Here is a 26,247-nt window from a genome sequence, read left to right on the forward strand (position 1 = left end):
GGATTGCGGGCGCATCCGCTAAACGTGTTCCGGGGATGCTCAATCCTCAGACACGTTTTTGACGTCAACGCGCCTTTGACACTCCGCGGCTCTCAGAGGAAAGGGACGCGGCGTTCGGATAGCGCATTCACCTTTATTGTCCACACCGAACGGCCAGCAAAGCTGTGCCGATGGTTTTGTTATCCATGGACAGAGACTGGTCTAATGCCTGTACTGGCCAAAAAACGCGGCCAGGGCGTTGGCAGTGGCTTCGGGCTGTTCCTCCGGCTGAAAGTGCCCGCAATTGGCGATGTGCTGGCCGTGTATATCATCGCCATAGGCTTTCAGCGTCGCCGCCATATCTGCAATCGAGCCTTGATCGGCGGACAGCCCCAGTACCGGCATGACCAGTCGCCCCTGCCTGACCAGCTCCGCATTTTGCGCGGCCGACTGAGACAGCGCTCTGTAAAACGCCAGCCCCGCGCGTAAGCCCCCCGGCGTTTTAAGCAAGCGCTCATATTCGCTCAGTTCAGTCTCGCCATAACAGCTGTGGTTAGCGGCTTTCTCGCGAAAAAACCATTCCAGATAAATGCGCTCACGGCCTGCCAGCAAGGCTTCAGGAAGATCCGCTACGGCATGAAAGGCAAAGTGCCATGTTTTCCAGGATTTGTCAGAAGCCGACGGCAGTTTATCCGGTAACGATATGCCCGGAATACCGGCATCCATCAACGTCAGCGCCCGTATTTCCTCGCCATATAACATCGCATAGGTAAAGGCTACCCAGGCACCGACGTCGTGTGCGGCAAGAAAGTACGATCCTAAACCGAGTGAATCGATAAAGGCATGCAGCCGCGTGGCAACCGTTTGAGTGTCGTAGCCGGAAAGCGGCTTATCGGTGTCGCCTTGGCCCGGCAAATCAACGGCGATAATTCGGTATTGATCAGCCAGAGGCAGCATGACATGTCGCCATGCAAACCAGCTTTCGGGAAAGCCGGCCAGCAACACCAGCGGAAAGCCATCCTCACGACCGCCCGTGACATAGTGAAAGCGCAGACCTTGTATCCGGGAAAAATGGTGACTAAAACCATCGGGTGCAGCAGGGAGCATGAGAGCAGACATAGGGTTTTCCTAAAGTAAAAGTACACTACCGGCTTACAGCCGCCATGGCGCGGTGTAATCATCCGCCGCTTAAAATGGTGAACCAGGTGCATGGATCAAATGAGTCATGAAGACCGCTGCAACGGCAATATTGCCCCGGCGAGTGCGGCTTCAACAATCATGCGTTACGCCAGAACCTTCAACGCCTGAGCCACAAAACGCTCAGCATCGTCGGTGAGGGTTGAGGCTTTACCGATGACGCGCATTCCCTGAAGCAACGCCAGAATCACCTCGGCAGCGGCGGTTTCGTTGGTTGTCGCGGCAATGGAACCATCCTGTTTTCCGCTTTTGATCAATTCCGCAATGTTGCTGCGTCGCTTTGCCAGCTGTTTTTCGAGGCTGGTGGCTGCAGCGCCGAGCTGGTCGACGTTAGTGACACCTGCCACCACCATGCAGCCCAGCTTGCCTTCTTTCCCCTGACTGAGCTCAACGTAATCCCGCAGCAGTTCGGCAAGCTTGTCTTTGCTGGTCGTGGCCTTTTCCAGCCGGGTTTTTATCTGTTCCTCCCGGAGAAACACATACCGCTCAAGCGCCCTAGCAAAAACGCCCTGTTTGTCTTTATAAGCCTTGTAAACGCTACCGGTACTGAGGTTTGTCGCTGCGGTGATGTCGCTGATGCTGACGTCACTAAAACCACGATCGCGAAATAGCCTGATGGCCCCATCCAGAAATTGCGCTTCGTTAAAAGCACGCGGTCGGCCCGCAGAGGATTGCGCACTGCCGGTATGGGAAGGGGATTTCATAGCTAATCTCCAATTAGGAAATGATCGTTTCCTTTTTAGAGCATGGAGGGGGAGGCTGTCAAGGGGAGGAAGAGGGAGGGGGTGACACTGTAGATTCTGATCTCGGGTTCAGGCACAAAGCAGAAGAGACTTGATGAGTGTTAAGACTTAATCAGGCATGCAGCAGATCTATAGTGTCAATCTAGAGCCATCACCAAATTTCACGTATCAAATGTTATTCACGCCAACTTTATTAAAGTTACTTTATTTACAATTATATTGATGAATGCTTTTTTTGTGATGTGACGCTCATATGCGAAGTGTTTTAATTGACTATTTATGTATATCCACTTCATGCCTCAAGATATTATAAGGAAATGCGTTGATATTTTAGTGGCGCACCAACAACATTTTGTTGTCAATAATAAATAAATTGTTGTTTCCATTTTTTGGTTTCAAACAATATAGTACATATGAACACGATATGGCTTATTAAATAACGTTGACTCGTGAGGGGTAAAATGAGCGAGATATACATTGAAAAAATTAAAGAATACTTCCCGCAACTCTCAGAAGTGAAAGATAAAACACTTGTAGATGCTACATGCAAAATATGGATCGAGGCATTAAATAATAGTACCTGGAAAAATATAGAGGAAGCGCAATTTGCGACCAGAGCACCAAAAGTTGGTTTGATTAAGCATACAGAGAGTGTTACGGAAAATGTTCTGGTCATAGCCAGGAACATGATAAGAAAATTTGGTTATGACATAAATACAGATACTTTAATTATTTCAGCAGTTTTACATGATGTATGTAAATTGGAAGAAATGGAAATGGATGTTGGTGGACCTGGAACTAGTAAAAAAAGTCTAACAGGTAAACTCTATCAACATGGGTTTTTGAGTGGATATTATTGCCATAAATACGGACTACCTGAAGAGATTACTGCATTAGTTGTTGCACATTCAGGGCAGTCGAGAGTTATCCCACAAGGTAAAGAGGGGATGATTTTATTCTATGCAGACATGATGGATGCAGATGTCCACTTTGTTCATGTTGGAACAGAACTTTGTCTCCATGGGAAATAATACCTAAATTAATAGAATTAATAAGGAACATACTATGTCAGTAGGTAATAGAGTTTTTACAAAAAGAACACTGCCAGATCCAGAAGTGGTTAAAGCATTCAGTAAAATAGCAGCGGCAAATGTGGCGGATTGCATGGGGCGATTGTGTGGAATGAACCCACAAATAAAACTTATGTCGAATCCGTCCGGTAGAATTATGTGTGGTGTTGCATTAACAGTTAAAGCCAGATCCGGCGATAATATGATGCTTCATAAAGCCATGAATATTTCACAACCAGGCGATGTAATTGTTATCTCTAACGAGGAGGAACGAAGTAGGGCTGTTATGGGTGAAATAATGTTTAATTATTTGCAAGGCTTCAAAAAAATAGAAGGGATTGTAATTGATGGCCCGGTCAGAGATATCGATGTCCTTTCAAAAGGAACATTACCTCTTTATGCAACTGGAACAACTCCATCTGGCCCATATAAAGAAGGACCTGGGGAAGTTAATGTTCCTGTTTCATGTGGTGGTATTATTGTAAATCCAGGAGATATCATTCTTGGAGACAGAGATGGCGTAATTGTAATACCCAAAGGTGACGCTCATTCTATTCTGGAAAAAGCGATAGTATTATCTGAAAAAGATAAAAATAAAGCAGCAAACTCTGCAGCGGGTACTGTCAATCGACAATGGGTAGACGATTTATTGGAAAAAAAAGATGTAGAGATAATTGAAAAGCCATATGAATAATAATATTAAAGCAGGAAAGGCGAAATATGAAGTACAAAATAGCAAAGCTTATTCCAGTTGTAATTTTCCCTGTACTAATCTGGATACTTCCGTCCCCTAATGGACTGGATATTGAGACATGGCATATGGTTGGTTTGTGCCTTTCTCTAATGTGTGGATTAATCATAAAACCTTTTTCCGAACCAATTATTAGCCTGATTATCGTAGGTATTGGATCATTTTTTTTAAAAGATCCCAATTTGCTTTTTCAAGGTTGGGGGAATCAGAGCGTTTGGTTTTTGCTGGCCGTGCTACTAGCTTGTAGTTCATTCAGAAAAAATGGTCTGGGTAAACGTATGGCATACATTTTACTATCCAAGTTTGGGAATACCTCCTTTGGACGTTCCTCACTTGGTTTGGGATATGTTATGCTGCTCTGTGATTTGATATTAAGTCCAGCAACGGGATCTAATACATCCCGATCCGCAATTGTTTTCCCGATATTTCGAGGGATTGCGGAATCTCTCGGTTCTCATCCAGACAAGGACCCCAAAAAGTTAGGGGCTTACCTTGAGTTATTAGAGCATGTAATTGCAATGTCAACAGCGGCACTTTTTTTAACCGGGATGGCATCCAATGCAGTGATCGCATCGACTGTAAATCAACTGGTAGGTATAGAGTTATCATGGGGTTTATGGTTTAAAGCAGCGCTAGTCCCGGGGTTACTTATTCTTTTTTTAAGCCCTCTTGTTGTCTATAAGTTATTTCCACCAGAAATACGTGATTTAGGCAATATAAAACCAATCGTTACGCAAAAGCTTGCTGAAATGGGTCCCATGAAACGAGACGAAAAGATCATGTTAGTTCTTTTTATCTTAGCTATTTTGGGATGGAGCATAGGCTATAAAATCGGAATGGGTTTATATATCGTTGCCTTTATCTGGTTAGCCCTGCAGTTGATTTTTGGGTTATTAGATTGGAATGACCTAATGGCTGAAAAAGGGGCCTGGAACATGTTCCTCTGGTATGGTGCATTTTTCAGTATAACCGTTGCTCTGAATCAAGGTGGATTCTATACATGGCTTGCGTCACAATTTCAGTACTACATTGATCTATCTGTGATAAGCGGCTCCCTTGTTTTAGTCATACTGGTATTACTTAGTTTAGTAGTTAAGTATTTTTTCGTTTCGAACGCTGCTTATATTGTATCAATTTACCCGGTCATTCTTACCTTAGCAAAAGCAACTCAGGTAGATATGATGGCTTTGTCATTGATGCTAGCTCTCTTGGGTGCATACGGCGCTTTGCTTTGTAACTACGGAAACGGTGCAAGTATTTATTTATTTGGAAACGGCTATGTTAGCCAAAAAGATTGGTATACAAAAGGCACGATAGTACTTGCCCTTATTGTTGCAGTGCTCTTTGCTGTCGGTCTACCATATTGGAATTTGATTGGTATATTGTAATATATTAATAATGAGGTTTTAACATGGGTTGGAAAATTCTGTTACCACAAGAGTTGAAACAAGATGGCCGTCATCTGCTTGAAAGTCAAGGGCATACGTTAATTGATGGTCGAGGCTTTGAAACAGAGGATGTAATTGCAGATATGAAGTTACATCGGCCTGATGCGATTATTGTTCGTGTGACAAAAATGTCTCGTGAAGTATTTGAGGCGGCAGCGCCAAATTTAAAGGTTCTTGTCCGACATGGCGCTGGATTTGATGCTGTGGATCTAGATGCTGCTAGCGACTTTGGGGTCAAATGTTTGTATGCGCCAGTAGCTAATAGTACATCAGTTGCTGAAACAGCGTTGATGCTAATGCTATACATGAGCCGTAATGTGACCACTCTTCGTACAATGTTGCCAGTAGATTACTATGCGGCAAAATTAAAAACTCATATGACAACATTAAACGGAAAAACAGTAGGGATCATTGGATGTGGGAATATTGGAAGCCGCACAGCCAAACGGTGCCTTGCTATGGAAATGAACGTTCTGTGCTATGATCCATATAAGCCTGCTAAAGATTTCCCTGATGGTGTCGAGGTTGTAAGAGATCTCGACAGAATTTTTATAGAAAGTGACTATATATCACTTCATGCACCGAATACATCTGTGACTCATAAGATGATCAACAAAGAAAAGTTAGCCATGATGAAATCGAGCGCTTTTCTGATCAATACAGCTCGAGGTGGATTGGTAAATGAAAATGATCTCTTAGAAGCATGTAAAAATGGCGTGATCGCTGGAGCTGGACTGGATGTAATTGCTAATGAGCCAATGCTGCCGAATAACCCATTGTATAAACTGAATAATATTTTAATCACTCCTCATATTGGTGGAAATACTGTTGAAGCTGCAATTCGTGCTTCTTACATGGCTGCTATGGGCGTTGCCGAGATGTATGAGGGTAAGGTTCCAACATGGCCAATACCATTAATTGATTATAATAACGCTGTGACTTACATAGATACAAAAGAAAGTAATAAAACTCCTGTTGGAATGTTTGATTATTAATTGTATTCATATCTGATGTGATCGACCACAGTGCATTATCAGTGGTCGATTTTTATACTTCAGAGATTATGCCTTAATTAAAGTAACCAGCGCTATTTTAGAAATGGAAAATAGTTGTAACACCTATTTCTATAAGTTATTATTGAATCATATGTTCATGAGCTGGTTAATTCAACGAATCTAATTTTCTTATTATTATACAATCGCTGTCTATTTTTATCAAAAAAAATAACAATTCATTGCATATCTTAACGATTTAACATGCAGTGATTACGATAAACAAGCGAGTAATTATTGGTGGTTATTATATAGTTATATTGAGGTTGTTATGAATTTCATTAGTTTGAGCTATTTTGTCGAGTTGGCAAAAAATTTAAACTTTACCAAAACTGCCCAAAAACTCTCCACCTCACAGCAAAATCTCAGCATACATATTAAAAAATTAGAAGATTATTACGGCACAGATCTATTTCATCGAAAACCGCAGCTTAAATTAACTCAGGCGGGAATAGTGCTTTATGACTCTTCAATAAAAATACTCATGGAAAGTAATAATGTATCATCTCGAATAAATGATATAAAACAGAATAATATAGGTACATTAAATATTGGCGTGACTCCATATAGAGGTAGTTATTGGCTCCCCATGCTTTTACCGGAATTTTTTATAAAATGGCCTAATGTTACAATAAATATTACAACTGAAACATCAGCCAGAATGGAGCAAATGGTTATCTCCGGAGAGCTTGACTTTTTTGTAGGCATAAAAAAAGGAAGTGATTCATTATTAGAGGCAATTCCATTGATGAACGACAGACTATATCTGGCAGTCACCAGAAAACTGCTTGTTGAATATTTTGGAAGGGATGCAGATAATGTTATTTTAGAATGTAAAAATGGTACTACGCTTGATAAATTCAAAAATTTTCCATTTATTTTACTTAAATCAAATTATCGTCTTCATGAAATTGTAAATGTATGCTTTCAAGAGGCTGGGTTTAAACCAAGAAAAATATTAGAGGTTGATTCAATAGAACTTATGCTTTCTTTATTTGATTATGATCTTGGCGTTTTTTTTCTGACTGAAATAAGAGTGCCAACCTTACAAGAGAGATATCCAGATAATGTTTTTTTACCTGTCCTTTTACGAGATGGTTATGTTTTTAGCCCATTGAATATCATCTATCATAAAAAAAGTTTTTTATCAAAGTATGCGCATGACTTTATCTCCCGGACAACAGCATTGTTTGGGGCTTCCCAATCTATTTCACAATAAATCGTTGGCCTGCTTTCTGATTGAGCAATACTCATAATTTCAGGAATACCTTTGCCATAGTTATCGGTCCCCCCTCAGTATCCCCAAGTATAACTTGATGCAGATTGAAGTTGATTGACTTCAGGACACAAAAAAGCTTGCTTAATCTTGACCCGCTATCTCTGGACAGTTTTGTATATTTAGTTATCCATGTCCGCTGCCGCTGGTATTCCCTCGGGGTGTTTTATCCCAGCGCGCTGTGCGGGTGGTTTTCATTGTGATGTGAGAACGCTACTGCAAGATTTCGCAGTGCTGTTCTCACATCCAGTTTGGGCATGAACGCGTTATAATCTTCCTTCATCGTCTTCACGAACCGCTTGGCCATGCCATTGCTCTGTGGGCTGCTCACTGCTGTTGTGCAGGGATCCAGATTCAATCCTCTGGCGAACCTCCGCGTTTCATGCGTGGTATACGCTGAACCGTTATAGGTCAGCCACTGCACTGCTGTTTCCGGTAACCTTTCGCAGAAGCGCTTTTCTAGCGACCTCAGCATCACATTCTGAACGGTAGAACTGTCGTAGCCTTCGGTGCTTGCTGCCCAGTCTATGGCCTTTCTGTCGCAGCAGTACAGCGCGAACGTGATCCGTAGTTTTTCACCATCGTAGCAACCTAACTCGAAGGAGTCTGAACACCAACGCATATCGCTTTCTACTACCGCGATTTTTCCCTTTGGATTCACGCTTCGGACGTTCTCCTACGGATCGATTTGTTTCGCCAGGAGAGCGCGAGACTGTGTCCGGTAGTTTCTGGCATCGGCAAGGGTGACTGACGGGTAGTGGCCTATGCTCTTCTTCGCACGTTTCTGGGTGACAGGGCGGATGTAACGAAACTGCCAGATTTTACTGCCGCTGGATTTGATGAGTAGCTCAAGGCCATCGCCATCATTGAGCACTTAGTCCGCTTCCCTGGGTTTGGCAGATTCGATTTCCTTAACGGAGAGAGGTTTGGCTTGTCTTGCAATTGCCGGGTTTACATAGTTTTAGGCACCTCACAAACAATAAAGCGTTATGAGGTGCCTAAAAGTTCAGATTTAATTGGTTTGCTTAAGACTGTCCCAGGACAAATTGCAGGTACAAAAAAGCCTACAGGGCTTGCGCCGTGCGGGCTCTTAGGACTTCATCGGATGACGCTTGTAATCTTCGATGGGCTGGCGGAGTCTGAATAGACTACGCAAGCTCATGTAAAAAAAGATTTTTATCCAGTTCAACTTTGCTTCATGTACCTAAACGTGTACCAATTATAGGATCTCATACCCCGGAGCAACTGCGCGAGGGTACCGAATGCTCGGCGCTAAATACAAAATAAGATGATTTTAGGGAAAAGTGTTCACACTGTTCACTTTTGATTTTTGTTCATTAGATTCATGGTTTTAGGTAATGAATGGTTTGATGTAAATTGTACACAAGTGTTCATTTAGCGCGATCACCTTAAATTGAAGTTCTTAAGACGCCACAGGGGAATATCATTAGGCGCTGAACAGTAAATGTTGGCTTTATGCCAAACCCAAAGAGTCCTGTCTTTAGATTGTGTTAATCGATGTGATGTAAGTCAATTGAGCTGATTGAAGCTCTGCAAGCTGAAGCTGCAGCCAGTCCGCTGATGCCAATTGTTATGTTTTCACCTCCACCAATAAGGCTGGTTATGTGTGATTAGCCAGGGAATGTCTTTTACGCCCATGGGGCAGTCTATAAGTTGTTGATAGGTGGAAACAGCAGAAGATAAGACCAATCGAAGTGAGGCTGCTAGCTTAATATTAAAGTGATCTTTATCAATGGCTTATGTATGTGGTTAAATAACCACCTTAGGATGAATCCGATGCGAGCTTATCGATGATTGATGGTGATCACCCCGGCAAATTAATTTGGCATGTTGCATGTGACGAATCAGGCATTGACGGCCAAAGGTTCTACGGCTTTGGCAGCCTATGGATGAAGTATCAGCGACGTGGGGACTTTGCTCGCATAGTTAGGAATTTGCGCGATAAGCATGGATTCTATGAAGAAATTAAGTGGCAAAAAGCCCATTCCAAGCGATATGCCGAATTTTACATTGAACTTATTGATTTATTTTTCAAGGTTCCATGGTTAGCGTTTCACTGTATCGTAATTGAAAAATCTATGGTGAATAAGAAATATCATAATGGCGATTATGATATTGCTAGAAGGAAACACTTCACGAAGCTGCTAACTACAAAAATAAGCAGCGTAATATCTGCTCACCCCGAGAGAGAAAGTTATTTCAGGATCGAGGTTGACCCCATAGCCTCTCGTTACAAGAAGGCTGATGAAGAATTTAACATAATTGCTAACAACATACTCAAAAATAAATTTGGCAGACCTGAAATTATTGCTAGCGTCGTGACTAAGGACTCTAAGTCATCTGAGAACATTCAAATAGCAGATTTCTTTCTTGGATCAGTTATGTGTGCTTATCAGGGGAAAGCCTCCTCTGAGGCAAAAATTGCAATTTCAAATAAAGTTGCTTCATACCTTGGCTGGGAAAATTTGCAAAACGATACATGGCATACTGAGAGAAAGTTTAACATCTGGTATTTTTATGACCCAACGAAAGGTCCAAGAGATATAGACACAAAATCAGTTCGATTGAGATATCCACTACCAAAAAAATAGAGGAGCCGACCTCACAGCCGGCGTGGTTGGAGTACCAGACCAATTATCGAGTCGAAGTTACCAACTTGGCGGTTTACTTTTGGGAGCCGCCTCTTTATTCCCAAAACTTGGTATAAAGATCATACATCCTTTTCACAGATCGTCAATCAACCTGATAGTAAAACTGTAAAATGACGAGCATCATACTTATTTTTTTCTGCTTTATATGATGTAGTACCAAGATACTTAGCCGCTGTACAATGGATGAGGTTATAGGAAGGGTGAGATCAGCTCTTTGGCTTGAGATTTTCCTTGCTGACTCACAAAAAACGCTATTGGTAAAGTCCGTAGGTCGTGCATAGTGGCATCTGCTACGCACACAAGTCGAATGCGTGTCTGAAACGGACGTAGCGGAAGTCACGGTTGGCTTATTAACCAGAAGTAGGACGGTTAGTTGGTGATAGGAGTGAGTTATCGAAAGCTATTTTTCGCCTTCACTGATAACGTTAATTATTCAGTGTGTACTCTGTAATTTACTGTTGCATCACTCTATCAGCTTCTATACTTAAATTTTGGATAATCAAATTGAGAGAGTTGTGAAATAAAATGCATTGTGAGTTATTATGCTTGAAATAACCAATTTTTCTGAAAGCTTAATGAGTTTTAATCAAGGTTGGAAGTTATTATTTTAAGTGTAAATGATTATTTCATATTGGTTAATGTTTTCATAAGTTGATTTTTAAATGGGTGTTACTTAATAATTTGGTGGTAATGATGAATGCAGTGAAACTTGAACACTTTATAAGAGCTATCGAAGATGTTGGCGCTCATGGCGACAACGATATGTTGCCTTTTGATATCGATACAGTTTTTATTTCAGATTCTAAGGATCAGGTGGCAAATATGGCCTTTGACTTCTTTCAAAGGCTTGAAAAAGATGGAAAAACAAACACAAAAAATATTTTGAATGGAATCCAAGTTTATTCGGAAAGATTACTTTCACCAACTGGTGCAAGCGGCTTTAGGATTTCAACTAAGATACATCCATTTTGGAATATATATCTTAATGGGCTGGCAATATCTATTGCAGAAATAAATGAATCAAAAAGAAGTCCAAGTGCTCACTCATATCGTTATTTGGAAATAGGTGAAAATATATTTGATAGAGATAAATCATGGAGAGCATATAAAGAAGCGACAATTAATGATGCGTCATTGGACAATGACGGGGCTATCGTTATCCAAACAGACATATCAAGCTTTTACGAGCACATATATCATCATCGTATCGAGAATTGTATTAATGATTTATTTGGTGAGGGTTCAACAGTTGCAACTCAAATTGATAGGTTGCTAAGTCAGTTATCAGCTGGTCGATCATTTGGCTTGCCGGTCGGTGGGCAGTGCTCAAGAATTTTAGCTGAGTTACTAATGACCTCGGTTGACCAACTTTTGACGTCATCAAAACTCAAGTGGCATAGGTATGTAGATGATTTTACTATAATTGCCAGCAATCAGGCTGAAGCGTATCGTGCTATTTCAATTTTGTCCAATGCTTTGGCAGATTATGGATTGTCATTAAACAGAACTAAAACAACAATTCTAAAAGCTCAACATTATAAAAACTTTGTTCATACACAATTGTTTGTTGATGATGATAAATCTAGTAAGCTTAAAAAAATTGACTTGCATTTTGATCGTTACTCAGATAATCCCGTTTCAGATTATAATGAACTGGTTGAAACTGTCGAAAAACTAAATGTACAAGCCTTACTTGATTTAGAAATTCATAAAAGCCAACCAGACACTTTCTTGGTGAATCAAATAAGTAGAACGTTGAAGCTCCATGAGCCTGCTCTAGCATTACAATTATGTGTAACATTACTCTCTTCAGAAAACCTACATTCCTTTAGAAGTTCTTTTTCTACAATTATTAAAGGTGTGATCTCTGTTAGAAATGATAAGCGATATTGTTCTATCTATCAGAAGCTTGATAAGATGATAGATGATGTTATTCTCCACTCTGAACATTTACTGCTACCTGAAGCTAACTGTTTGCATTTTTTACGTTCACTAAGAATGGTTAGAACAAATGATCGAGCAGCTTATGTTCATGGTTTGTTAAATAATAGCTCATCTGAAACAATTAAAAGAGCTTGTCTTGACTGTGTCAGGAATTGGAAAGATAGACCATCATTCATTTCAGAGAGAAATAAATGGGCAAGGTTGTCACCGGAAGTGCAAAGAATGCTTTGGCTCACATCCTATAAATTTGGCGATGATGGCAAACATTTTAGGGAACAAGTTAAAAAAGCGACACCTAATTTATGGTCATTAGGAGTTGAACAAAAAGGAAAAGCATCATTCTGTGACATGTTTATTAACTGGTGCCTAAGTGGAGATAATAAATGAGATTTCTAAGATTACCCGTCAAGGATCCTCGAACTGTAGCGCGAGATATTCCCGGTATCTGTGATTTGCTATTTCCACAATTATTACCGGCAATAGTTGCACATCTTAATCGCGAAGCACAACCTGTGCCGGGTTGTACGATTATTGATGAAAGTATGTTGGTAGGAATAGATATAAATGCAGCTATGTTATTTGAAGTTGCCTATGTAAGAGCAGAGCAAATTCTTTTAGAAAAAAATGAAGATTGGAAAGAGTGTTTGTCTATCGCCTTAGCTCGGCAATCAAGGTACTTTGATGCGATTTTACCCGTTAATTTATCAAGTATTGAGATTAAAATAGCTAACCAAACTGCTAATAATTTAATAAGGTCATTAAAAGGTTTGAGCGAAAAATGGGGGGGTGGCAATGTAGTTAGATCTCCTATTATTCCTGGGTTTCAATGGATAGCAGAAGGTCAAGGAGACTTCTCAATTGGCCAACGGCTGATAGAAGTAAAATGCACAAATAAAAACTTTTCATCTTCTGATTACCGGCAGATTTTAATTTATTGGTTGTTGAGTTTCTCATCCTCAATAGAAGGGGGCACAGATGAATGGAAGACAGGTATACTTTTGAATCCTAGGGCAAACAAATATATTGAAATCGACTTCAATGAACTAGTTAGAATAGTAGCTGCTGGTAGAACTAAATTAGAGTTATTGGAACTATTTTCATCAATTGTGGGTGATTATGCATACAAATTAGGAGAGTAAATTCTTCTAAGTGAATTGTCACAGTTTTGCCTGTCATCTTTAAGGCCGTATGAGATGACCAATATTAGCTCTTGAGCTTAGCTGACATTAGTGAATGTATTAAATATTAAAACCGGCTCAAAGCCGGTTTATGTGTAATGATGTTATCAGACGCTACATGCGGGCAACCAATCTGCTTCGCTGTCTTCATGTAGCGTGAGATTAGTTTGTATGCCGTTATTAGTTCTGCGCTTGAGCAGTACCCGCTCATATTCTTTCAGCGTCTGCGGCACAGCCTGGCCAAAAGCCGTCAGGCTGAGCGGGTGCTGATGTCCTCGCGATTCCATAAACGACAGATATGCATGATAGAGATAGCGCTTCGGGTTTATCGGGCGAATATTGGTATTGCCGATGAACAGCCCGTTCGGCGTGCTCAGTGGCATCAGATAGCCGCAGAAATCGACCAGCGGATCGGCCTGTCGCTTTATCTCAAGCGCTTCACCGGACGTCTGTTGTGCCTGTAGCAGCGCGCGGGCTTCGTTAGGTGATGAGAAGCGCTGCATCAGATGACGAACGATGACGGCCAACTCGGTGCTGATTTTATCCAGTAGCTGTGGATCGCGCTCTTTCGCCGGTATCACTTCCGGGAAGGTGAGTATTACCCGACGACGCGACACGCCACCGCTGCGATCGCTGAAACGCATCGGGTTATTGTTCACCGCCAGAATTACCGCCGGGATGTGGGTTGAGTAGGGATCGCGATATTTGGGATCGATGGCTACTGCATCACCGCCGGTAATCGCCTTGATGCCTGCGCCATCGCCGCTCCATTTCTCCTGATCGGGCAGAATAATCAGCGAGAATCCCACCACGCTGGCGCGTTCCCGCGATGATTCCAGCGTATCAATGGTGGCTGACGTAGTGTTATCGCGGCCAGCGAGCAGCGTAGCAATCGAAGCTAAAACACTTTTCCCACTTCCACCTAGACCAGTTATTTCCAGGAACATCTGCCAGTCATAGCGATTTGCCAGTACCATAAATAACGCCGCGAGGATGCGCTCCTGCTTATCGTGATTGTGTGCGGCCGCCCGCGTTAACCAGCGGTAAAAGTTAGGCGCGTGATCTGCGAGGTTTTCGCCGGGACGTGGCGCGGAGTAATCCACGCTCTTGACCGTGCGCAGCCAGTTCTCGCGGCGGTGCGGGCTGAACATACCGTTGGTCGTATCAAATACCCCGTTACGAAAACCAATCAGGCGGCGCGCCGGTTCGCCCATCTGCGGCACCATTAGTTTGAGCGTATCGAGCACGCTGCCGATTCCGGCCGCTGAAAATGGTGCGCGAACCTTCTGAAACAGCGCAGCGATTTCGCGGCGCAACGTCTGTACCGGCATCACCTGCCACGCGCCGTTCTCGTAGCGGCAGATTTCCTCTCCAACGGGCGGCACGGCCAGCGCCTCTCAGTAATGGGCGACCAGCAACTCGGCTTTCTGGCTGGCGCTCATGGCCTTCAGGTCAGCCTCGCTGACGGATTCAAACGGGCTGAGTGGCTGCGGCTGGGTGAAAGTGGTGAGCTGTGCCTGCGTGGCGATATCACCGACGAGCTGCGCGCCGAACATTCTCAGCACATCGCCAGCCGGGAACTGGCTGATGAATTCTGCGGGCTGCTCAAAGAGCTGGCACTGGATAGGCAGGAGGCGATGCTGAAATGCTGCGGCAGTGGTAAAGAGTATGTCGAATCGCACCGGGAGGCATTTACCGGGTTCGCGGATGCGCACTGGCAGTCAGCCCTGCGAACGTAAGTCCGTCGCTGCTGTGGGCCATTAAGCTGCGTCTCCGTCGTGAAGAGCTTTCCCCGACGTTTGCCGGAGACAACCGAGATAGTATTAAGGACGTGGCTTATCTAGTCGGTGAAGCGCTTACTCAAGCGGCTGCGGCCTTGCCGGACAACGTGCTGAAAGAGGCACCGCTACTGGAGAATATCGGCCTGCACCGCCCGGCCATGACGGGTATTGATATGGAGCTTTATGCGAGCCCTATGCGCCGTCAGAAGCTGGCTGAGTCAATTCAGGCACAGCGTGCAATACTTGAGGAGGGCAGCCAGAAATGATGCATTGTCCTTACTGCAAAAGTGCGGCGCACACCAAATCAGGCCGCTATATGTCCGAACAGGTGAAAGAGCGTTATCACCAGTGCACTAACCTGGACTGCTCTTGTACTTTCAAGACGAATGAAAGCATCACAAAGGTGATCACCGCACCGCCACAGCCGGAAAAAGTACCGGAAGCGCCACCTGAACCGGCTAGGGAGCGGCAGACATTGGGCCGATACGGTTCTGCATTCCGCCAGATTCATTTATCCCCGCAAAGCCGCTGCCCGAACAGCGGCTTTTTTGTGCCTGTCCTTTGACCCTTTTTCTGGCCAGCCGCTTTGTAAAAAGTAATGCATTCATAGCGTGCATGGATTTGCATGAAAAAACATGCACCGCTTTTCCTCGTTCAGCTCATACCGGGCGCGGCCCGGCCCGCATCATGTACCTGCATGAAAAGCGATGCATAAAGCGGGCAGGCGTAGCGGGGATAGCATTGCGCGTTGGAAGTAAATGTCACGTTGACAAATGTTCGCACACGATTCCGATAATTAATTTTCCTTCTGTAATTTCTGAGACTGACGCGGGCAAGTTATTTCCAATGTGAAAATGAATTCTACCCTTATTCCATGTTATTTTAGTATGCATTTCAAACCCAAGATTCATATCTTCTATTGTTCGAATTCTTTCTCTGATTGCACTAGGGTTACTTCTTGTGTTACTACTTTCGCCAGAAAGATCAACGCCGTGGGAACTTGCTGTGCGATTAAAAGAGTCTCTATCTTCTAGATAATGATTGCGAGCGTGGTCATTTAAATAAGACAAATGTTCAATGATTGTTTTAAGATGTTCTCTGTGTGAAACGCCTAGCTTGGAGAAATCTTTTGCGTCAGGAAGGAAATATAACAATGGGAATAAATCATCGAGATGGATAGAAAGCTCGGGATAAGGAATCATTTCATGGAGCGATTGAAGTCTATAGTATTTTTCTATATTGTTTTTTTCATTAACTACCATCATTGACTCTGGCTTCCACCAGTCGGTAACGATATCTTCATTAAAAATTAACCCACCGAAATCATATTCTTTTAATATCTTTAATGCATCTGATTCGATGTTTTTATTATCACTTGTAATATCTATCATTTCCATCGAGTTTAACATAACAGATAAGCGTAATAATGCATCTCTAGATATAGGATTCCTAGCTAAATCGCCAAAAATCACATCACAAAGCTGTTGGTCGGAGCATTGTTTTTCATAAATTTCAGAGCAGCAAAGAATAAAGGAATTTGATTTTTCATTTATATTTTCTACCAAATCAGCAATATTTTCTAAATGTCCAATGGAGTTTGGGATTACACTGAGTGCATTAATCAACCAACGTTCATCAAGTATAAATATGGCATTCATTTTTTATCTCGTTTGGCTAATTTTGATAAATTTATCGATGTTTGGTCAAAAAATCCTATTGGCCAAGAACTTAGCTTTCCATCCTCACTAATTTTAATTACCTCACTAACAGATTGCATTCCTTTTTCTCTTGTAAGGTAATGAATAGAACAGTCTTGCGCGGAAAGTGCGTTATACTGTTTGACTGCTAATCGAACACCATCAACAAAATGATCGCTATGAGTTTCGACGATAACTTGAACACCACATGCTGAGGCTAAGGCAATCAATTTCCCAAGAGCTGTTTGCCCTTTAGGATGTAAATGTGCTTCTGGATTTTCAATGATAAGTAGTTTATTAGGGCAGCTGTGCCATTTTTTTAATTTGGAATTTTTAAATTCATCAAGCGGTGGCATAGAAGTCATTGTTAAAGCTGACAAAACAATTGGTAATGAATAACTAATGCCAAAACCTGTATTGGTTGCACGGAAAGTATTTACTTCAAGATGAGAGATGTCATGGTTTTTGTTAACTTCAAAGTTTAAGTCAACTCCTGGTGAAATTTCACTCATCCAATATGATACTTGGTGTTTTAGCGTATTACCAATTGAACTCTCATGTCTGATTAATTCAGGGATGATTACATTTTCAAATTTTAAGAAATAATCAACGAAATACTCACCCTTTGAACCGATAGTAATGTTACTAATGTCATTATTCATTGTTGGTAAAATTACACTAGGGCCATGCCTATCGGCGCTTATATAATCATAAGAAATAGGTTCTATATTACAGTCGCAAAAGGTAGTGTCTTCTTCTAATTTGACATTCAAAACCCCACCTGAATCATTATTCGATTCCTTCAAGGTAATATCAATTTTGGAATGCAGTGAAGATAGCTTTGATTTTAACTCTGAAAAATCACCATGCCCTAGAATATATGGAGATAAATTGTCTTTGCATAACAAGCACATTCTAATGGCTTGGATGATAGAGCTTTTTCCAGAGTTATTAAGTCCAGTTAAAATTGTTAATTTATTCAACGAAATAGTCGAGTCTATAAAAGACTTGAATGATTTAATATTGATGAAATCAAGCATTTTTAATCTCCCTGATCAATTTTAATATCTGCTCTCTGCGGTGTTTTGCACCTTGCATACTTGAGCCATGTCTACTAATTGAATTGATGAAATCATCGTCCTGCATTATTTCAGAGTATCTTTTAATAAGTGAATCTTTTTTTGTATTCAACGTATTATATGTATTTTCTTTCATTTTTGATAATACGCAAAGCCATAATTCAAATAGTGATTTATTTATTGGTGTTTTTCTTGCGTCATTAGGTAATGATTTCCTAAAGGCATGCTCACCAAACAAACTATAAGCTCGTGATAAACCAGTTCTAAATAACTTAACAATCTCAGCATCATCTGGGATTGCTACATCCTTGAATGGTATATCAATTTCACCATTTATAGCTCTCATAGTGTTTGAAAGAAAATCATCCATATCGCCTTTGTAAGTGGCGTAGTTTAGTAAATAAAATGATAAAAATCTTAGGATTAACTCTCTGCCAGCCATTCTATTATCTTTAACGGTGTTATTAATTACATTGCTATATACATTATCTTCAACTAATATTTTTAATAAATCACTAGCTCTCCCTTGATAAAGAGCATGCCTTATTTCTTGGTTTGATAGTCTCATTCCACCAGTATTTATCCTCTTGAAAATATTCCTTTTTACTTTTTCTGGTGTCTCGGGATTTATTACTATAAATGAAAGCTCAGTTTCTAAAATATTATTGACGACCTTAACATTAGATGCTTGCTTTTCTAGATTAAAAAAATCAAAACCATCATAAATCTCTGACCAAAACTCAAGCCCTTTGAGCTTAAAGCCTTTACCATCATTATCGTCACCTAGAACATAATTTTTAATAGTAGTTAGCCTCTGGAGACCATCTACAACCTCCCATATTCCATTTTTATCTTCAGAAACATAGAACATTGGTAAAGGTATTTTAAGCATCATGGACTCAATGAGCTGACTTTTCCTTTTTATATCCCATACATACTCTCGTTGAAAGTCGGGGGCTAATTTAATAGTCTTATTTTTTATTCTTCTAAGAACAGTATCTAAAGCGACAATTTTAGATGTTATTGAAATGGAGTCAGTATCAAAAGGTTCTTTTTCATAAGATTCATTCGAGATATCTTCATCTTCTATTTCAACTCCAGATAAAATCCCTTCTTCCGCTAATTCTTCATTCTGATCTAATATTAGGGTTGCCATCATTTACCTCTAACGGGTTGATAATAAATTGATTATAAACTAAATTTGACCACCAAGTCACTAACTCCTGACGGAGTACAAGATAAGTGGAACGGTTATAGGCGCTACGCACTTCATTTTTATCTGAATGCGCCAGAGCTGCTTCAATTACATCGGCCTTAAATCCAGCTTCATTCATTGCTGTACTCGCAATTGAACGCAAGCCATGTGCAACTAACTTACCACCATATCCAATGCGTTTTAAAGCAGCATTAGCCGTCTGGCTATTCATTGGTTGCTGTGGATCATTTCTGCTTGGAAAAACATACTCTCGGTGAGCGCTAATAGCCTTCATTACTTCCAAAATATCTAAAGCCTGAGGTGATAAAGGAACAATGTGCTCCCGCTTAGCCTTCATACGCACTGCTGGAATAGTCCAGAGCTTAGTATCTAGATCGATTTCTTGCCACCGAGTACCGGAAGCCTCAGAAGGGCGAACAAGTGTCAAGAGTTGCCATTCAATCAAGCAGCGAGTCGAAACAGAAAGATTCGACATAATTAGAGAACGCATTAGCTTTGGCAATTCTTCAGGTCGAAATGTTGGCATATTTTGCTTTTTGGGTTTCTCAAAAGCCATCCCAACGCCAGAAGCAGGATTTGCATCAATCAAACCGGTGTTAACCGCATAAATCATGATCTCGTTAATGCGCTGAACCAAACGGGGGATTGTCTCAAGCGCGCCGCGAGGTTTAATCGGCTCCAATGCTTTAACAATCGTTCTAGCCTTAAGCGTTTGAACAGGAATCTCACCAATAGAAAGGAAGATGTCTTTCTCCAACGATCGCCAAATATCCTTCGCATAATTCACGGTAACGCTTTTTCTCTTAAGTTGAAACCACCTTCCGGCAACAACCAAAAAAATACTATCCAGCTCGATTTGGCGTTGTTCCGATACTTCCTCTTGCTGCTTCTGCGGGTCGATCCCTTGCGCAAGCAGCGACAGATATTTGTCACGCATTTGGCGTGCCACAGCGAGCGTTAGGGCAGCGTAAGAGCCTAAGCTGAGATTTGTACGGCTACTACTTGTAGGACGTTGATAGCGAAAACGCCACAGCTTCTTATCGGATGTTTTGACGAGCAGGTAAAGGTCCATCCCCATCATGCAGCGTGAAGTCTTTCTCTTGAGTTTTGGCTTTGAGGATTTCGTTATTGGTAAGGTGGCGTGTGATCCGCGCCCTGAATGGTTTCCGTCCATAATTGGTACACGTTTTTGGCCCACCTTCTAGCGTGAACCAATTCGTATACCAATTATCTCTGGATTCAGGCGGATCGTCTCGGAAGGTTACAGGCACAAAAAAGCCCGCAAGGCTTTCACCGTGCGGGCTTTCAGGACTTCAGCGGACAATTCTGGTATCGCCGCGAAAGAATTTTGGTGGAGCTGGCGGGAGTTGAACCCGCGTCCGAAATTACTACACCGTCGGCACTACATGCTTAGTACAGTCTTTACATTCGCCGGTCAGCTGCGGACAGACACGCCACTAACAGACTAGCCTGATTCAGTTTAACGCTTCAACCCCAGGCAAGGCATCCACGCGATCTCTTTTGGGTTTGACCTCTCTTGATCCCCGTCCTAAGAGCGGAGGCTAGGGAGAGAGGGCTCTAAGCAGGTTATTAAGCTGCTAGTGCGTAGTTTTCGTCGTTTGCGACTATTTTTTTGCGGCTTTTTACGAGGCCAACCGCCCCTCGGCATGCTCCTAAGGCTTCACAATCCCGTCGAATCCAGAATCAGCCCCAGAACTTCAAATACTAGCAAAAAAGCGTATCGAAATCCAGTGTTTAACGATTGGCGTTCTTCATGATACGCGCTTTATCCATTTGCCATTCGCGATCTTTGATGTCATTGCGCTTGTCGTGCTCTTTCTTACCGCGAGCAACGCCAATCTTTAGCTTACACCAGGCGTTTTTCCAGTAGAGCGACAGCGCCACAACGGTATAGCCTTCGCGGTTCACACGGCCGTAAAGTGAGTCCAGCTCACGCTGCTTCAACAGCAGTTTACGGCTGCGGGTAGGATCGCAGACCACATGCGATGAAGCCACCGCAAGTGGTTGAAAAGTGGAACCGAACAGATAAGCTTCACCATCACGCAGCAGAATGTAGCTGTCACTGATGTTGGCTTTACCTGCACGGAGTGATTTAACTTCCCATCCCTGTAGCGACAGGCCGGCTTCGAACTCTTCTTCAATGAAGTATTCGTGGCGGGCGCGCTTGTTCATGGCAATGGTGGCAGAACCGGGTTTGTGTGCTTTTTTCTTTGTCATAATGCCGCGTATTTTACATCACTTGGTCGGTTATCGCATCCCCAGTCCAGCGGGGCAGCAGGAAACAGGGTATTCTAGCACACCATGGCAATGAGGAATTTTTGTTTAATCGCTGAAAATGCTATTATTTAGCGGTTTTGTGACGAACAGGAACCATTATGGCTCAGATTAGTCGTTCGGCGCTTGTCCCCTTTAGCGCCGGACAAATGTACCAACTTGTAAATGATGTGGATGCGTACCCGCAATTCCTGCCGGGCTGCACCGGAAGCCGCGTACTGGATGCCTCAGAGAATCAAATGACGGCTTCAGTCGATGTGTCGAAAGCGGGCATCAGCAAAACATTTACCACCCGAAATACGCTGACCGACAACCAGAGCATTCATATGCAACTGGTCGATGGGCCGTTCCGTAAGCTCACCGGCGGCTGGCGCTTTGTCGATCTCGGGGATGATGCTTGTAAGGTCGAGCTGAGCCTGGAGTTTGAGTTCACCAACATGCTGGTCGAAATGGCATTTGGTCGAATCTTCAAAGAGCTGGCCAACAGCATGGTGCAGGCCTTTACCCAGCGCGCCAAAGAGGTTTACAGTGCCTGATATCTCTGTCGAGGTGGTGTACGCCCTGCCTGAAAAACAGTATCAGCATTACGTAAAACTGGAAGAGGGCAGCACGGTTGAACAGGCTATCCGCAAATCAGGCTTGCTGGAACTGCGGCCTGAAATCGATCTCGCCAGCAACAAGGTGGGGATTTACAGCCATCCGGTAAAACTGAGCGATACCGTGCAGGAAGGCGACCGGGTTGAAATTTATCGTCCGCTGATTGCCGACCCGAAAGAGCTTCGTCGTCAACGAGCAGAGCGCGCGGCAAGCAGTAAAAAATAATCTCTCGGTTCAATTTCTGAGCATGAAAAAGGCGCTGATTAGCGCCTTTTTACGTTCTGTCTTTTACGTTCGCTCTTACTGCGTTCGATGGTGCTAGGTCGCTTGTCGGTAACGACCCTGGCGTCCTGGATTAATTATCCTGTGAAGAAGACAGCGCGGGCTTGTTATCGATGTTGGTCAGTACGCCGCTACGGTCAAAGGTCAGGGTCAGCGTTTGCTGTTTCACCTTCTCGTGGCCTGGCTCCTCACGGAAGACGTAGTACCAGACATTGCTGCCAAAGGGATCTTTCATCATTGGGGTGCCCAGCGTATAGGCAACCTGCTGCTGAGTCATACCGGTGTGAATCTTGGCAACATCGTTAGCAACCAGATAGTTGCCCTGATTGATATCGGGGCGATAAACAACGCGCTCTAAAGTGGAACATCCGGCGGTCATCATTAACATTACCACTGCCGCGGCAGTCAGCGTTTTACAGCGCATCTATACATTCCTTTTCCGGGGCGAAACACCTTTTACAGGCTGTTCTTCTGCCATCAAATTCTGAACTCTGCCTGCGGCAGGCTTTATCATTCAGGCGACATTAGCTGTCGATGATAATAAACCTTTTCGCTATTGGAAACCTCTACAGAGCATGCATATGACCACGCTGTGGTAAAAAAGTGCATATCAGGCCGCTAAAAGTTCTTTCGCGTTAGCCAGTGTGTTGCGGGTGACCTCGCTGCCGCCCAGTAACCGCGCCAGTTCCTGCAGGCGTGCGCGCTTATCCAGAGGCTGCATATGCGTTTCTGTCATTTCGCCATCGGTTTCCTTGCTGACAAAGAAATGCTGATGGCCACAACCCGCAACCTGCGGCAGGTGGGTTACGCACATCACCTGGGTAGATTCGCCCAGCTGACGCAACATTTTACCCACTACTGCAGCCGTCGGACCGCTAATCCCCACGTCAACTTCGTCGAAAATCATCGCCGGCGTTTCCATTTTCTTCGCGGTGATAACCTGAATCGCTAGCGCGATACGCGACAGCTCACCACCCGAGGCGACTTTCCCCAGCGGCTGCAACGGCTGTCCGGGGTTGGTCGTTACCTGAAAATCAATGCGGCTGGCGCCGTCGGCGGTCAGTTGCTCCGGGTTGAAGATCAACTCAATGGCAAAGCGACCGTGCGGCATCGAAAGCAGATGCATGCTCTGAGTAATCAACTGCTGTAGCTCGTTGGCATAACGGGTGCGTTGCGCATGCAGTTGCTCCGCGCACGCCAGGGCAGCCTTGTAGTGTTCGGTTACCAACGTCTGCAGGCTTTCCTGATCGCTTTCCTGCTGTGACAGCAGTTCCGCTTCATCGAGTAGTTGCTGGTGCACGGCGGGCAGGCCCTCTGGTGCCACATGGTGCTTGCGGGCCAGGGCGATTTGCCGGGAGATACGCTGTTCCAGCTCATAGAGGCGGTTCGGATCCAGATCCAGACTGTCGCAGTAGTGACGCAGTTCGTCACTGGCTTCGCTCAGCTGAATGGCGGCTTCTTCCAGCAGGTTATAAACGCCGCTGACCTTGTCATCCATCGCAGTGAGTTCAGACAGCATCTGACGCGCGCTGTACAGCATGCTGTTCAGATTGGTGTCGTCACTGTCGGCTAACAGCTGCAGCGCCTGCTGGCTGGTTGACAGCAGTTGACCGCTGTTCGCCAGGCGTTTGTACTCTTCGTCAATCTGCTCAAATTCCCCTGCTACCGGCGCAAACTCGTTCAGCTCTTTGAGCTGATACTGCAACAGCTCACGGCGGGATTCCCGCTCCTGCGCCTGTTGCTGATGCTGCGCCAGCGTGCGGCAGCTCTGGTGCCATGTCTGATAGGATGCCCGCATCTGAACGAGCAGGTCGTCATGACCGGCGTAGGCATCCAGCAGGTGCTTTTGATGATCGGGTTTGAGCAGCAGCTGATGGGCATGCTGGCCGTGGATTTGGATCAGCAACTGGCCCAGATCGCGTAACTGCGAGAGAGGAACAGCCGTACCGTTGATAAAGCCGCGTGAGCGACCATCGGCGCTGATGACGCGACGCAGCAGGCACTCATTGCCGTCATCGAGATGATTATCGCTCAGCCAGCGCTGGGCAGAAGGCGACGCTTTAATTTGAAAGCGCGCACACAGGTCAGCACGGCTGGCCCCCTGACGCACCATGTCCGCATCGGCGCGACCGCCGAGGCACAACCCAAGCGCATCGATAGCAATAGACTTACCTGCACCGGTCTCACCAGTGATGGCGGTCATACCGCGTTGGAAATCAATGTCGAGCTCACGAACGATAGCGAAATTGCTGATGGTCAGTTGTGCCAGCATAGCGTCACCTGTATGAATAAACACATATGGTTTTTCATACAGTATAAACTGGTTTTTTATCCAGTAAAGAGGGCGCGCTCATTTTCAGAACAATTTTTTTGACCAGCCCAGTTTTGAACTCAGTGTATTGAAATAACTGTAATTTTTAGGATGGATAAGGTTGAGATGATTTTCGCTACGGCGAATCAACACATCTTCTCCTTCCTGGATAGGCAGCGCAATCTGGCTGTCACAGCTGATCTCAAGGTCGTTACGCCGTGCCGAGAAACGCAGCCGAATCGTACTGCTGCTGTTGATCACCAGCGGGCGCGCAGACAAGGTGTGCGGGAACATGGGCACAATGGTAATGGCGTCCAGAGAGGGCGTTAAAATCGGGCCGCCCGCTGAAAGCGAATAGGCGGTGGAACCGGTAGGCGTGGAAATAATCAGGCCATCGGAACGCTGCGAGAAGGCAAAGACTTCGTCGATGTACACTTCAAACTCGATCATGTGCGCGACTTTGCCCGGATGCAGCACCACTTCATTGATGGCGCTGCCAATACGCGGGGAGCAATCCGTCTTGCAGACCTGCGCTTCCAGCAGAAAGCGGCTTTCGACAAAATAGTTGCCGTTCAGCACTTCATCGAGCTGGTGATGGGCGTTATCGGGGTCAAGATCGGTTAAAAACCCTAAATTACCGCGGTTAATGCCAATCACTTTTATGTCATAACGCGCCAGTACTCTGGCTGCACCTAACATATTGCCGTCGCCGCCCACCACGACGGCCAGATCGGCCTGTTGGCCAATCTCAGCCAGTGTACCGGTCTGAACATTCCCCAGCGACAGTTCCTGTGCAATCTGCTGTTCAACGATAACGGGATAGCCTTTGGCAGTCAGCCAGCGACACAGCATCTCATGTGTGGTGAGCGCGGTAGGATGGCGTGGATGGCCCACAATACCAATGCAGTTAAAGTGTTTGTTCATCGAGTGGGTGTTCCTCATAAGCCAAATCGGCACGATGATGTGACGTGTTCCCTTGAATCCGTCAAACCAATCCCCATAATAAGCCAACCAGCGACGTGAATGTGCAAAACGCGGAGAAATTCATGAGTAGTAAAGAACAGAACACCCCAAACGAGCAAGTCTCAGACGAAATTCAACAGGATCAACACCAACCTCAGGACGCGGAGACAGCAGTAGAGGTGGATCCGCGTGATGAGCGCATCGCTCAGCTTGAAGCTGAGTTAGCCCAGTTGCAGACGGGCGTGCGTGATGCGCAGCTGCGTGCGCAGGCAGAAATTGAAAACGTTCGCCGCCGCACCGAGATGGATATTGAAAAAGCGCACAAGTTTGCGCTGGAGAAGTTTGCCAATGAGCTGCTTCCGGTGATCGATAGCCTGGAACGTGCACTGGAACTGGCCAACAAAGAAGACGAGAAGTCTGCCTCTATGGTTGAAGGCATTGAGCTTACGCTGAAATCCCTGCTGGGCGCGGTGCGTAAATTCGGTGTTGAAGTGGTCGGCGAAACCGGTGTGCCCTTTAATCCTGAAGTGCACCAGGCGATGTCGATGATGGAGTCTGAGGATTTCGAGCCTAACCACGTCATGATGGTCATGCAACGCGGTTATACGCTTAACGGCCGCCTGCTGCGTCCGGCCATGGTTGCCGTGGCGAAAGCGAAAGCCTGATTACTGTCTTACCCTGCAAACGGCCGCGCACTGACGCGGCCGTTTGTGTTT

Annotated in this window: 22 protein-coding genes, 1 other RNA gene and 4 pseudogenes; 13 read left to right on the top strand and 14 right to left on the bottom strand. The window is 44.3% G+C overall.

What is annotated here, in order from left to right; all coding sequences use genetic code 11:
- Positions 1 to 201: 201 nt before the first annotated feature.
- Both PAGR_RS05650 and PAGR_RS05655 read right to left on the bottom strand, forming a co-directional pair.
- Positions 202 to 1,098, bottom strand: a complete 897-nt coding sequence (locus tag PAGR_RS05650; protein ID WP_014605236.1) for an alpha/beta fold hydrolase — start codon at positions 1,096 to 1,098, stop codon at positions 202 to 204.
- A gap of 164 nt (positions 1,099 to 1,262) precedes the next feature.
- Positions 1,263 to 1,880: a TetR/AcrR family transcriptional regulator gene (locus tag PAGR_RS05655; RefSeq protein WP_013026815.1), complete on the bottom strand. Its 618-nt coding sequence runs from the start codon at positions 1,878 to 1,880 to the stop codon at positions 1,263 to 1,265.
- Between the two features lie 500 nt (positions 1,881 to 2,380).
- Here PAGR_RS05655 and PAGR_RS05660 point away from each other — a divergent pair, with 500 nt between their 5' ends.
- From PAGR_RS05660 to PAGR_RS05680, 5 genes are all read left to right on the top strand, one after another.
- Positions 2,381 to 2,950: an HD domain-containing protein gene (locus PAGR_RS05660; protein WP_014605237.1), complete on the top strand. Its 570-nt coding sequence runs from the start codon at positions 2,381 to 2,383 to the stop codon at positions 2,948 to 2,950.
- Positions 2,951 to 2,984: 34 nt separating this feature from the next.
- The gene (locus PAGR_RS05665) at positions 2,985 to 3,683 is read left to right on the top strand and encodes an RraA family protein (protein WP_014605238.1); all 699 of its coding nucleotides are present in this window, start codon (positions 2,985 to 2,987) and stop codon (positions 3,681 to 3,683) included.
- A 26-nt stretch (positions 3,684 to 3,709) separates the two neighbouring features.
- The gene (locus PAGR_RS05670; RefSeq protein WP_014605239.1) at positions 3,710 to 5,128 is read left to right on the top strand and encodes a DASS family sodium-coupled anion symporter; all 1,419 of its coding nucleotides are present in this window, start codon (positions 3,710 to 3,712) and stop codon (positions 5,126 to 5,128) included.
- 23 nt (positions 5,129 to 5,151) lie between these two features.
- Entirely contained in the window at positions 5,152 to 6,183 is a 1,032-nt protein-coding gene (locus PAGR_RS05675) for a hydroxyacid dehydrogenase (protein WP_014605240.1), read from the top strand.
- Between the two features lie 328 nt (positions 6,184 to 6,511).
- Positions 6,512 to 7,459, top strand: coding sequence for a LysR family transcriptional regulator (locus tag PAGR_RS05680; protein WP_014605241.1), 948 nt, complete (start codon positions 6,512 to 6,514; stop codon positions 7,457 to 7,459).
- Positions 7,460 to 7,682: 223 nt separating this feature from the next.
- Here the strand turns inward: PAGR_RS05680 and PAGR_RS05685 are convergent.
- Both PAGR_RS05685 and PAGR_RS05690 read right to left on the bottom strand, forming a co-directional pair.
- Positions 7,683 to 8,168, bottom strand: a pseudogene (locus PAGR_RS05685) (integrase core domain-containing protein); the annotation flags it as partial.
- Between the two features lie 27 nt (positions 8,169 to 8,195).
- A pseudogene (locus PAGR_RS05690) lies at positions 8,196 to 8,459 on the bottom strand (integrase arm-type DNA-binding domain-containing protein); the annotation flags it as partial.
- A gap of 868 nt (positions 8,460 to 9,327) precedes the next feature.
- Between PAGR_RS05690 and PAGR_RS05695 the strand changes: the two are divergent.
- From PAGR_RS05695 to PAGR_RS05705, 3 genes are all read left to right on the top strand, one after another.
- On the top strand, positions 9,328 to 10,128 hold the full coding sequence (locus PAGR_RS05695; protein WP_014605242.1) for a DUF3800 domain-containing protein: 801 nt from the start codon (positions 9,328 to 9,330) through the stop codon (positions 10,126 to 10,128).
- A gap of 753 nt (positions 10,129 to 10,881) precedes the next feature.
- On the top strand, positions 10,882 to 12,519 hold the full coding sequence (locus tag PAGR_RS05700; protein WP_014605243.1) for an RNA-directed DNA polymerase: 1,638 nt from the start codon (positions 10,882 to 10,884) through the stop codon (positions 12,517 to 12,519).
- The gene (locus PAGR_RS05705; protein WP_014605244.1) at positions 12,516 to 13,271 is read left to right on the top strand and encodes a hypothetical protein; all 756 of its coding nucleotides are present in this window, start codon (positions 12,516 to 12,518) and stop codon (positions 13,269 to 13,271) included. Before PAGR_RS05700 ends, PAGR_RS05705 begins: the two co-directional genes overlap by 4 nt.
- A 146-nt stretch (positions 13,272 to 13,417) precedes the next feature.
- Here PAGR_RS05705 and PAGR_RS05710 read toward each other — a convergent pair.
- Positions 13,418 to 14,845: pseudogene (locus PAGR_RS05710) on the bottom strand (DNA primase family protein); the annotation flags it as partial.
- A 296-nt stretch (positions 14,846 to 15,141) separates the two neighbouring features.
- Between PAGR_RS05710 and PAGR_RS24085 the strand changes: the two are divergent.
- Complete coding sequence (locus tag PAGR_RS24085; protein WP_237711077.1) at positions 15,142 to 15,357, top strand: hypothetical protein; 216 nt, start codon at positions 15,142 to 15,144, stop codon at positions 15,355 to 15,357.
- Positions 15,354 to 15,656, top strand: coding sequence for an ogr/Delta-like zinc finger family protein (locus tag PAGR_RS05720; protein WP_014605245.1), 303 nt, complete (start codon positions 15,354 to 15,356; stop codon positions 15,654 to 15,656). The genes PAGR_RS24085 and PAGR_RS05720 overlap by 4 nt, the downstream gene beginning before the upstream one ends.
- Positions 15,657 to 15,852: 196 nt before the next feature.
- Here PAGR_RS05720 and PAGR_RS05725 read toward each other — a convergent pair whose 3' ends face one another.
- The 6 genes and pseudogenes from PAGR_RS05725 to smpB form a co-directional block, all read right to left on the bottom strand.
- Positions 15,853 to 16,749 carry a hypothetical protein gene (locus PAGR_RS05725; protein ID WP_014605246.1) on the bottom strand — a complete coding sequence of 299 codons (897 nt, stop codon included), beginning with the start codon at positions 16,747 to 16,749 and terminating at the stop codon, positions 15,853 to 15,855.
- A complete protein-coding gene (locus PAGR_RS05730) occupies positions 16,746 to 17,828 on the bottom strand; it encodes an AAA family ATPase (RefSeq protein ID WP_014605247.1) in 1,083 nt (360 codons plus the stop codon). Before PAGR_RS05730 ends, PAGR_RS05725 begins: the two co-directional genes overlap by 4 nt.
- On the bottom strand, positions 17,821 to 19,026 hold the full coding sequence (locus PAGR_RS05735) for a DUF262 domain-containing protein (RefSeq protein WP_237711078.1): 1,206 nt from the start codon (positions 19,024 to 19,026) through the stop codon (positions 17,821 to 17,823). The genes PAGR_RS05730 and PAGR_RS05735 overlap by 8 nt, the downstream gene beginning before the upstream one ends.
- Positions 18,995 to 20,231, bottom strand: a pseudogene (locus PAGR_RS05740) (integrase domain-containing protein). The gene PAGR_RS05735 and the pseudogene PAGR_RS05740 overlap by 32 nt, the downstream one beginning before the upstream one ends.
- A 201-nt stretch (positions 20,232 to 20,432) precedes the next feature.
- Positions 20,433 to 20,795: a transfer-messenger RNA gene (gene ssrA, locus PAGR_RS22980) on the bottom strand.
- Positions 20,796 to 20,838: 43 nt separating this feature from the next.
- The gene (smpB, locus tag PAGR_RS05745) at positions 20,839 to 21,321 is read right to left on the bottom strand and encodes an SsrA-binding protein SmpB (RefSeq protein ID WP_013026784.1); all 483 of its coding nucleotides are present in this window, start codon (positions 21,319 to 21,321) and stop codon (positions 20,839 to 20,841) included.
- Between the two features lie 158 nt (positions 21,322 to 21,479).
- Here smpB and PAGR_RS05750 point away from each other — a divergent pair, with 158 nt between their 5' ends.
- Complete coding sequence (locus tag PAGR_RS05750; protein ID WP_013026783.1) at positions 21,480 to 21,914, top strand: type II toxin-antitoxin system RatA family toxin; 435 nt, start codon at positions 21,480 to 21,482, stop codon at positions 21,912 to 21,914.
- Positions 21,907 to 22,200 carry an RnfH family protein gene (locus tag PAGR_RS05755; protein WP_013026782.1) on the top strand — a complete coding sequence of 98 codons (294 nt, stop codon included), beginning with the start codon at positions 21,907 to 21,909 and terminating at the stop codon, positions 22,198 to 22,200. The genes PAGR_RS05750 and PAGR_RS05755 overlap by 8 nt, the downstream gene beginning before the upstream one ends.
- A 130-nt stretch (positions 22,201 to 22,330) precedes the next feature.
- Here the strand turns inward: PAGR_RS05755 and bamE are convergent, their stop codons facing one another.
- From bamE to nadK, 3 genes are all read right to left on the bottom strand, one after another.
- Complete coding sequence (bamE, locus tag PAGR_RS05760; protein WP_014605250.1) at positions 22,331 to 22,681, bottom strand: outer membrane protein assembly factor BamE; 351 nt, start codon at positions 22,679 to 22,681, stop codon at positions 22,331 to 22,333.
- A gap of 186 nt (positions 22,682 to 22,867) precedes the next feature.
- The gene (recN, locus tag PAGR_RS23620) at positions 22,868 to 24,529 is read right to left on the bottom strand and encodes a DNA repair protein RecN (RefSeq protein WP_014605251.1); all 1,662 of its coding nucleotides are present in this window, start codon (positions 24,527 to 24,529) and stop codon (positions 22,868 to 22,870) included.
- Between the two features lie 84 nt (positions 24,530 to 24,613).
- Positions 24,614 to 25,492: an NAD(+) kinase gene (nadK, locus tag PAGR_RS23625; RefSeq protein ID WP_014605252.1), complete on the bottom strand. Its 879-nt coding sequence runs from the start codon at positions 25,490 to 25,492 to the stop codon at positions 24,614 to 24,616.
- A gap of 122 nt (positions 25,493 to 25,614) precedes the next feature.
- Here nadK and grpE point away from each other — a divergent pair, with 122 nt between their 5' ends.
- Positions 25,615 to 26,196, top strand: a complete 582-nt coding sequence (gene grpE / locus PAGR_RS05775; RefSeq protein ID WP_014594345.1) for a nucleotide exchange factor GrpE — start codon at positions 25,615 to 25,617, stop codon at positions 26,194 to 26,196.
- Positions 26,197 to 26,247 lie beyond the last annotated feature (51 nt).

Origin of the sequence: Pantoea ananatis PA13, assembly GCF_000233595.1 — a bacterium.
Lineage (GTDB): Bacteria > Pseudomonadota > Gammaproteobacteria > Enterobacterales > Enterobacteriaceae > Pantoea > Pantoea ananatis.

Bases quoted from the DNA above. Each gene is read 5' to 3' on its own strand.
- PAGR_RS05660 (WP_014605237.1), top strand. From the start codon at position 2,381: ATGAGCGAGATATACATTGAAAAAATTAAAGAATACTTCCCGCAACTC.
- PAGR_RS05670 (WP_014605239.1), top strand. From the start codon at position 3,710: ATGAAGTACAAAATAGCAAAGCTTATTCCAGTTGTAATTTTCCCTGTA.
- PAGR_RS05650 (WP_014605236.1), bottom strand. From the start codon at position 1,098: ATGTCTGCTCTCATGCTCCCTGCTGCACCCGATGGTTTTAGTCACCAT.
- PAGR_RS05750 (WP_013026783.1), top strand. From the start codon at position 21,480: ATGGCTCAGATTAGTCGTTCGGCGCTTGTCCCCTTTAGCGCCGGACAA.
- nadK (WP_014605252.1), bottom strand. From the start codon at position 25,492: ATGAACAAACACTTTAACTGCATTGGTATTGTGGGCCATCCACGCCAT.
- PAGR_RS05700 (WP_014605243.1), top strand. From the start codon at position 10,882: ATGAATGCAGTGAAACTTGAACACTTTATAAGAGCTATCGAAGATGTT.
- PAGR_RS05675 (WP_014605240.1), top strand. From the start codon at position 5,152: ATGGGTTGGAAAATTCTGTTACCACAAGAGTTGAAACAAGATGGCCGT.
- PAGR_RS05725 (WP_014605246.1), bottom strand. From the start codon at position 16,749: ATGAATGCCATATTTATACTTGATGAACGTTGGTTGATTAATGCACTC.
- PAGR_RS05680 (WP_014605241.1), top strand. From the start codon at position 6,512: ATGAATTTCATTAGTTTGAGCTATTTTGTCGAGTTGGCAAAAAATTTA.
- PAGR_RS05655 (WP_013026815.1), bottom strand. From the start codon at position 1,880: ATGAAATCCCCTTCCCATACCGGCAGTGCGCAATCCTCTGCGGGCCGA.
- PAGR_RS05665 (WP_014605238.1), top strand. From the start codon at position 2,985: ATGTCAGTAGGTAATAGAGTTTTTACAAAAAGAACACTGCCAGATCCA.
- recN (WP_014605251.1), bottom strand. From the start codon at position 24,529: ATGCTGGCACAACTGACCATCAGCAATTTCGCTATCGTTCGTGAGCTC.
- PAGR_RS05730 (WP_014605247.1), bottom strand. From the start codon at position 17,828: ATGCTTGATTTCATCAATATTAAATCATTCAAGTCTTTTATAGACTCG.
- smpB (WP_013026784.1), bottom strand. From the start codon at position 21,321: ATGACAAAGAAAAAAGCACACAAACCCGGTTCTGCCACCATTGCCATG.
- PAGR_RS05695 (WP_014605242.1), top strand. From the start codon at position 9,328: ATGATTGATGGTGATCACCCCGGCAAATTAATTTGGCATGTTGCATGT.
- PAGR_RS05720 (WP_014605245.1), top strand. From the start codon at position 15,354: ATGATGCATTGTCCTTACTGCAAAAGTGCGGCGCACACCAAATCAGGC.
- bamE (WP_014605250.1), bottom strand. From the start codon at position 22,681: ATGCGCTGTAAAACGCTGACTGCCGCGGCAGTGGTAATGTTAATGATG.
- grpE (WP_014594345.1), top strand. From the start codon at position 25,615: ATGAGTAGTAAAGAACAGAACACCCCAAACGAGCAAGTCTCAGACGAA.
- PAGR_RS05735 (WP_237711078.1), bottom strand. From the start codon at position 19,026: ATGATGGCAACCCTAATATTAGATCAGAATGAAGAATTAGCGGAAGAA.
- PAGR_RS05705 (WP_014605244.1), top strand. From the start codon at position 12,516: ATGAGATTTCTAAGATTACCCGTCAAGGATCCTCGAACTGTAGCGCGA.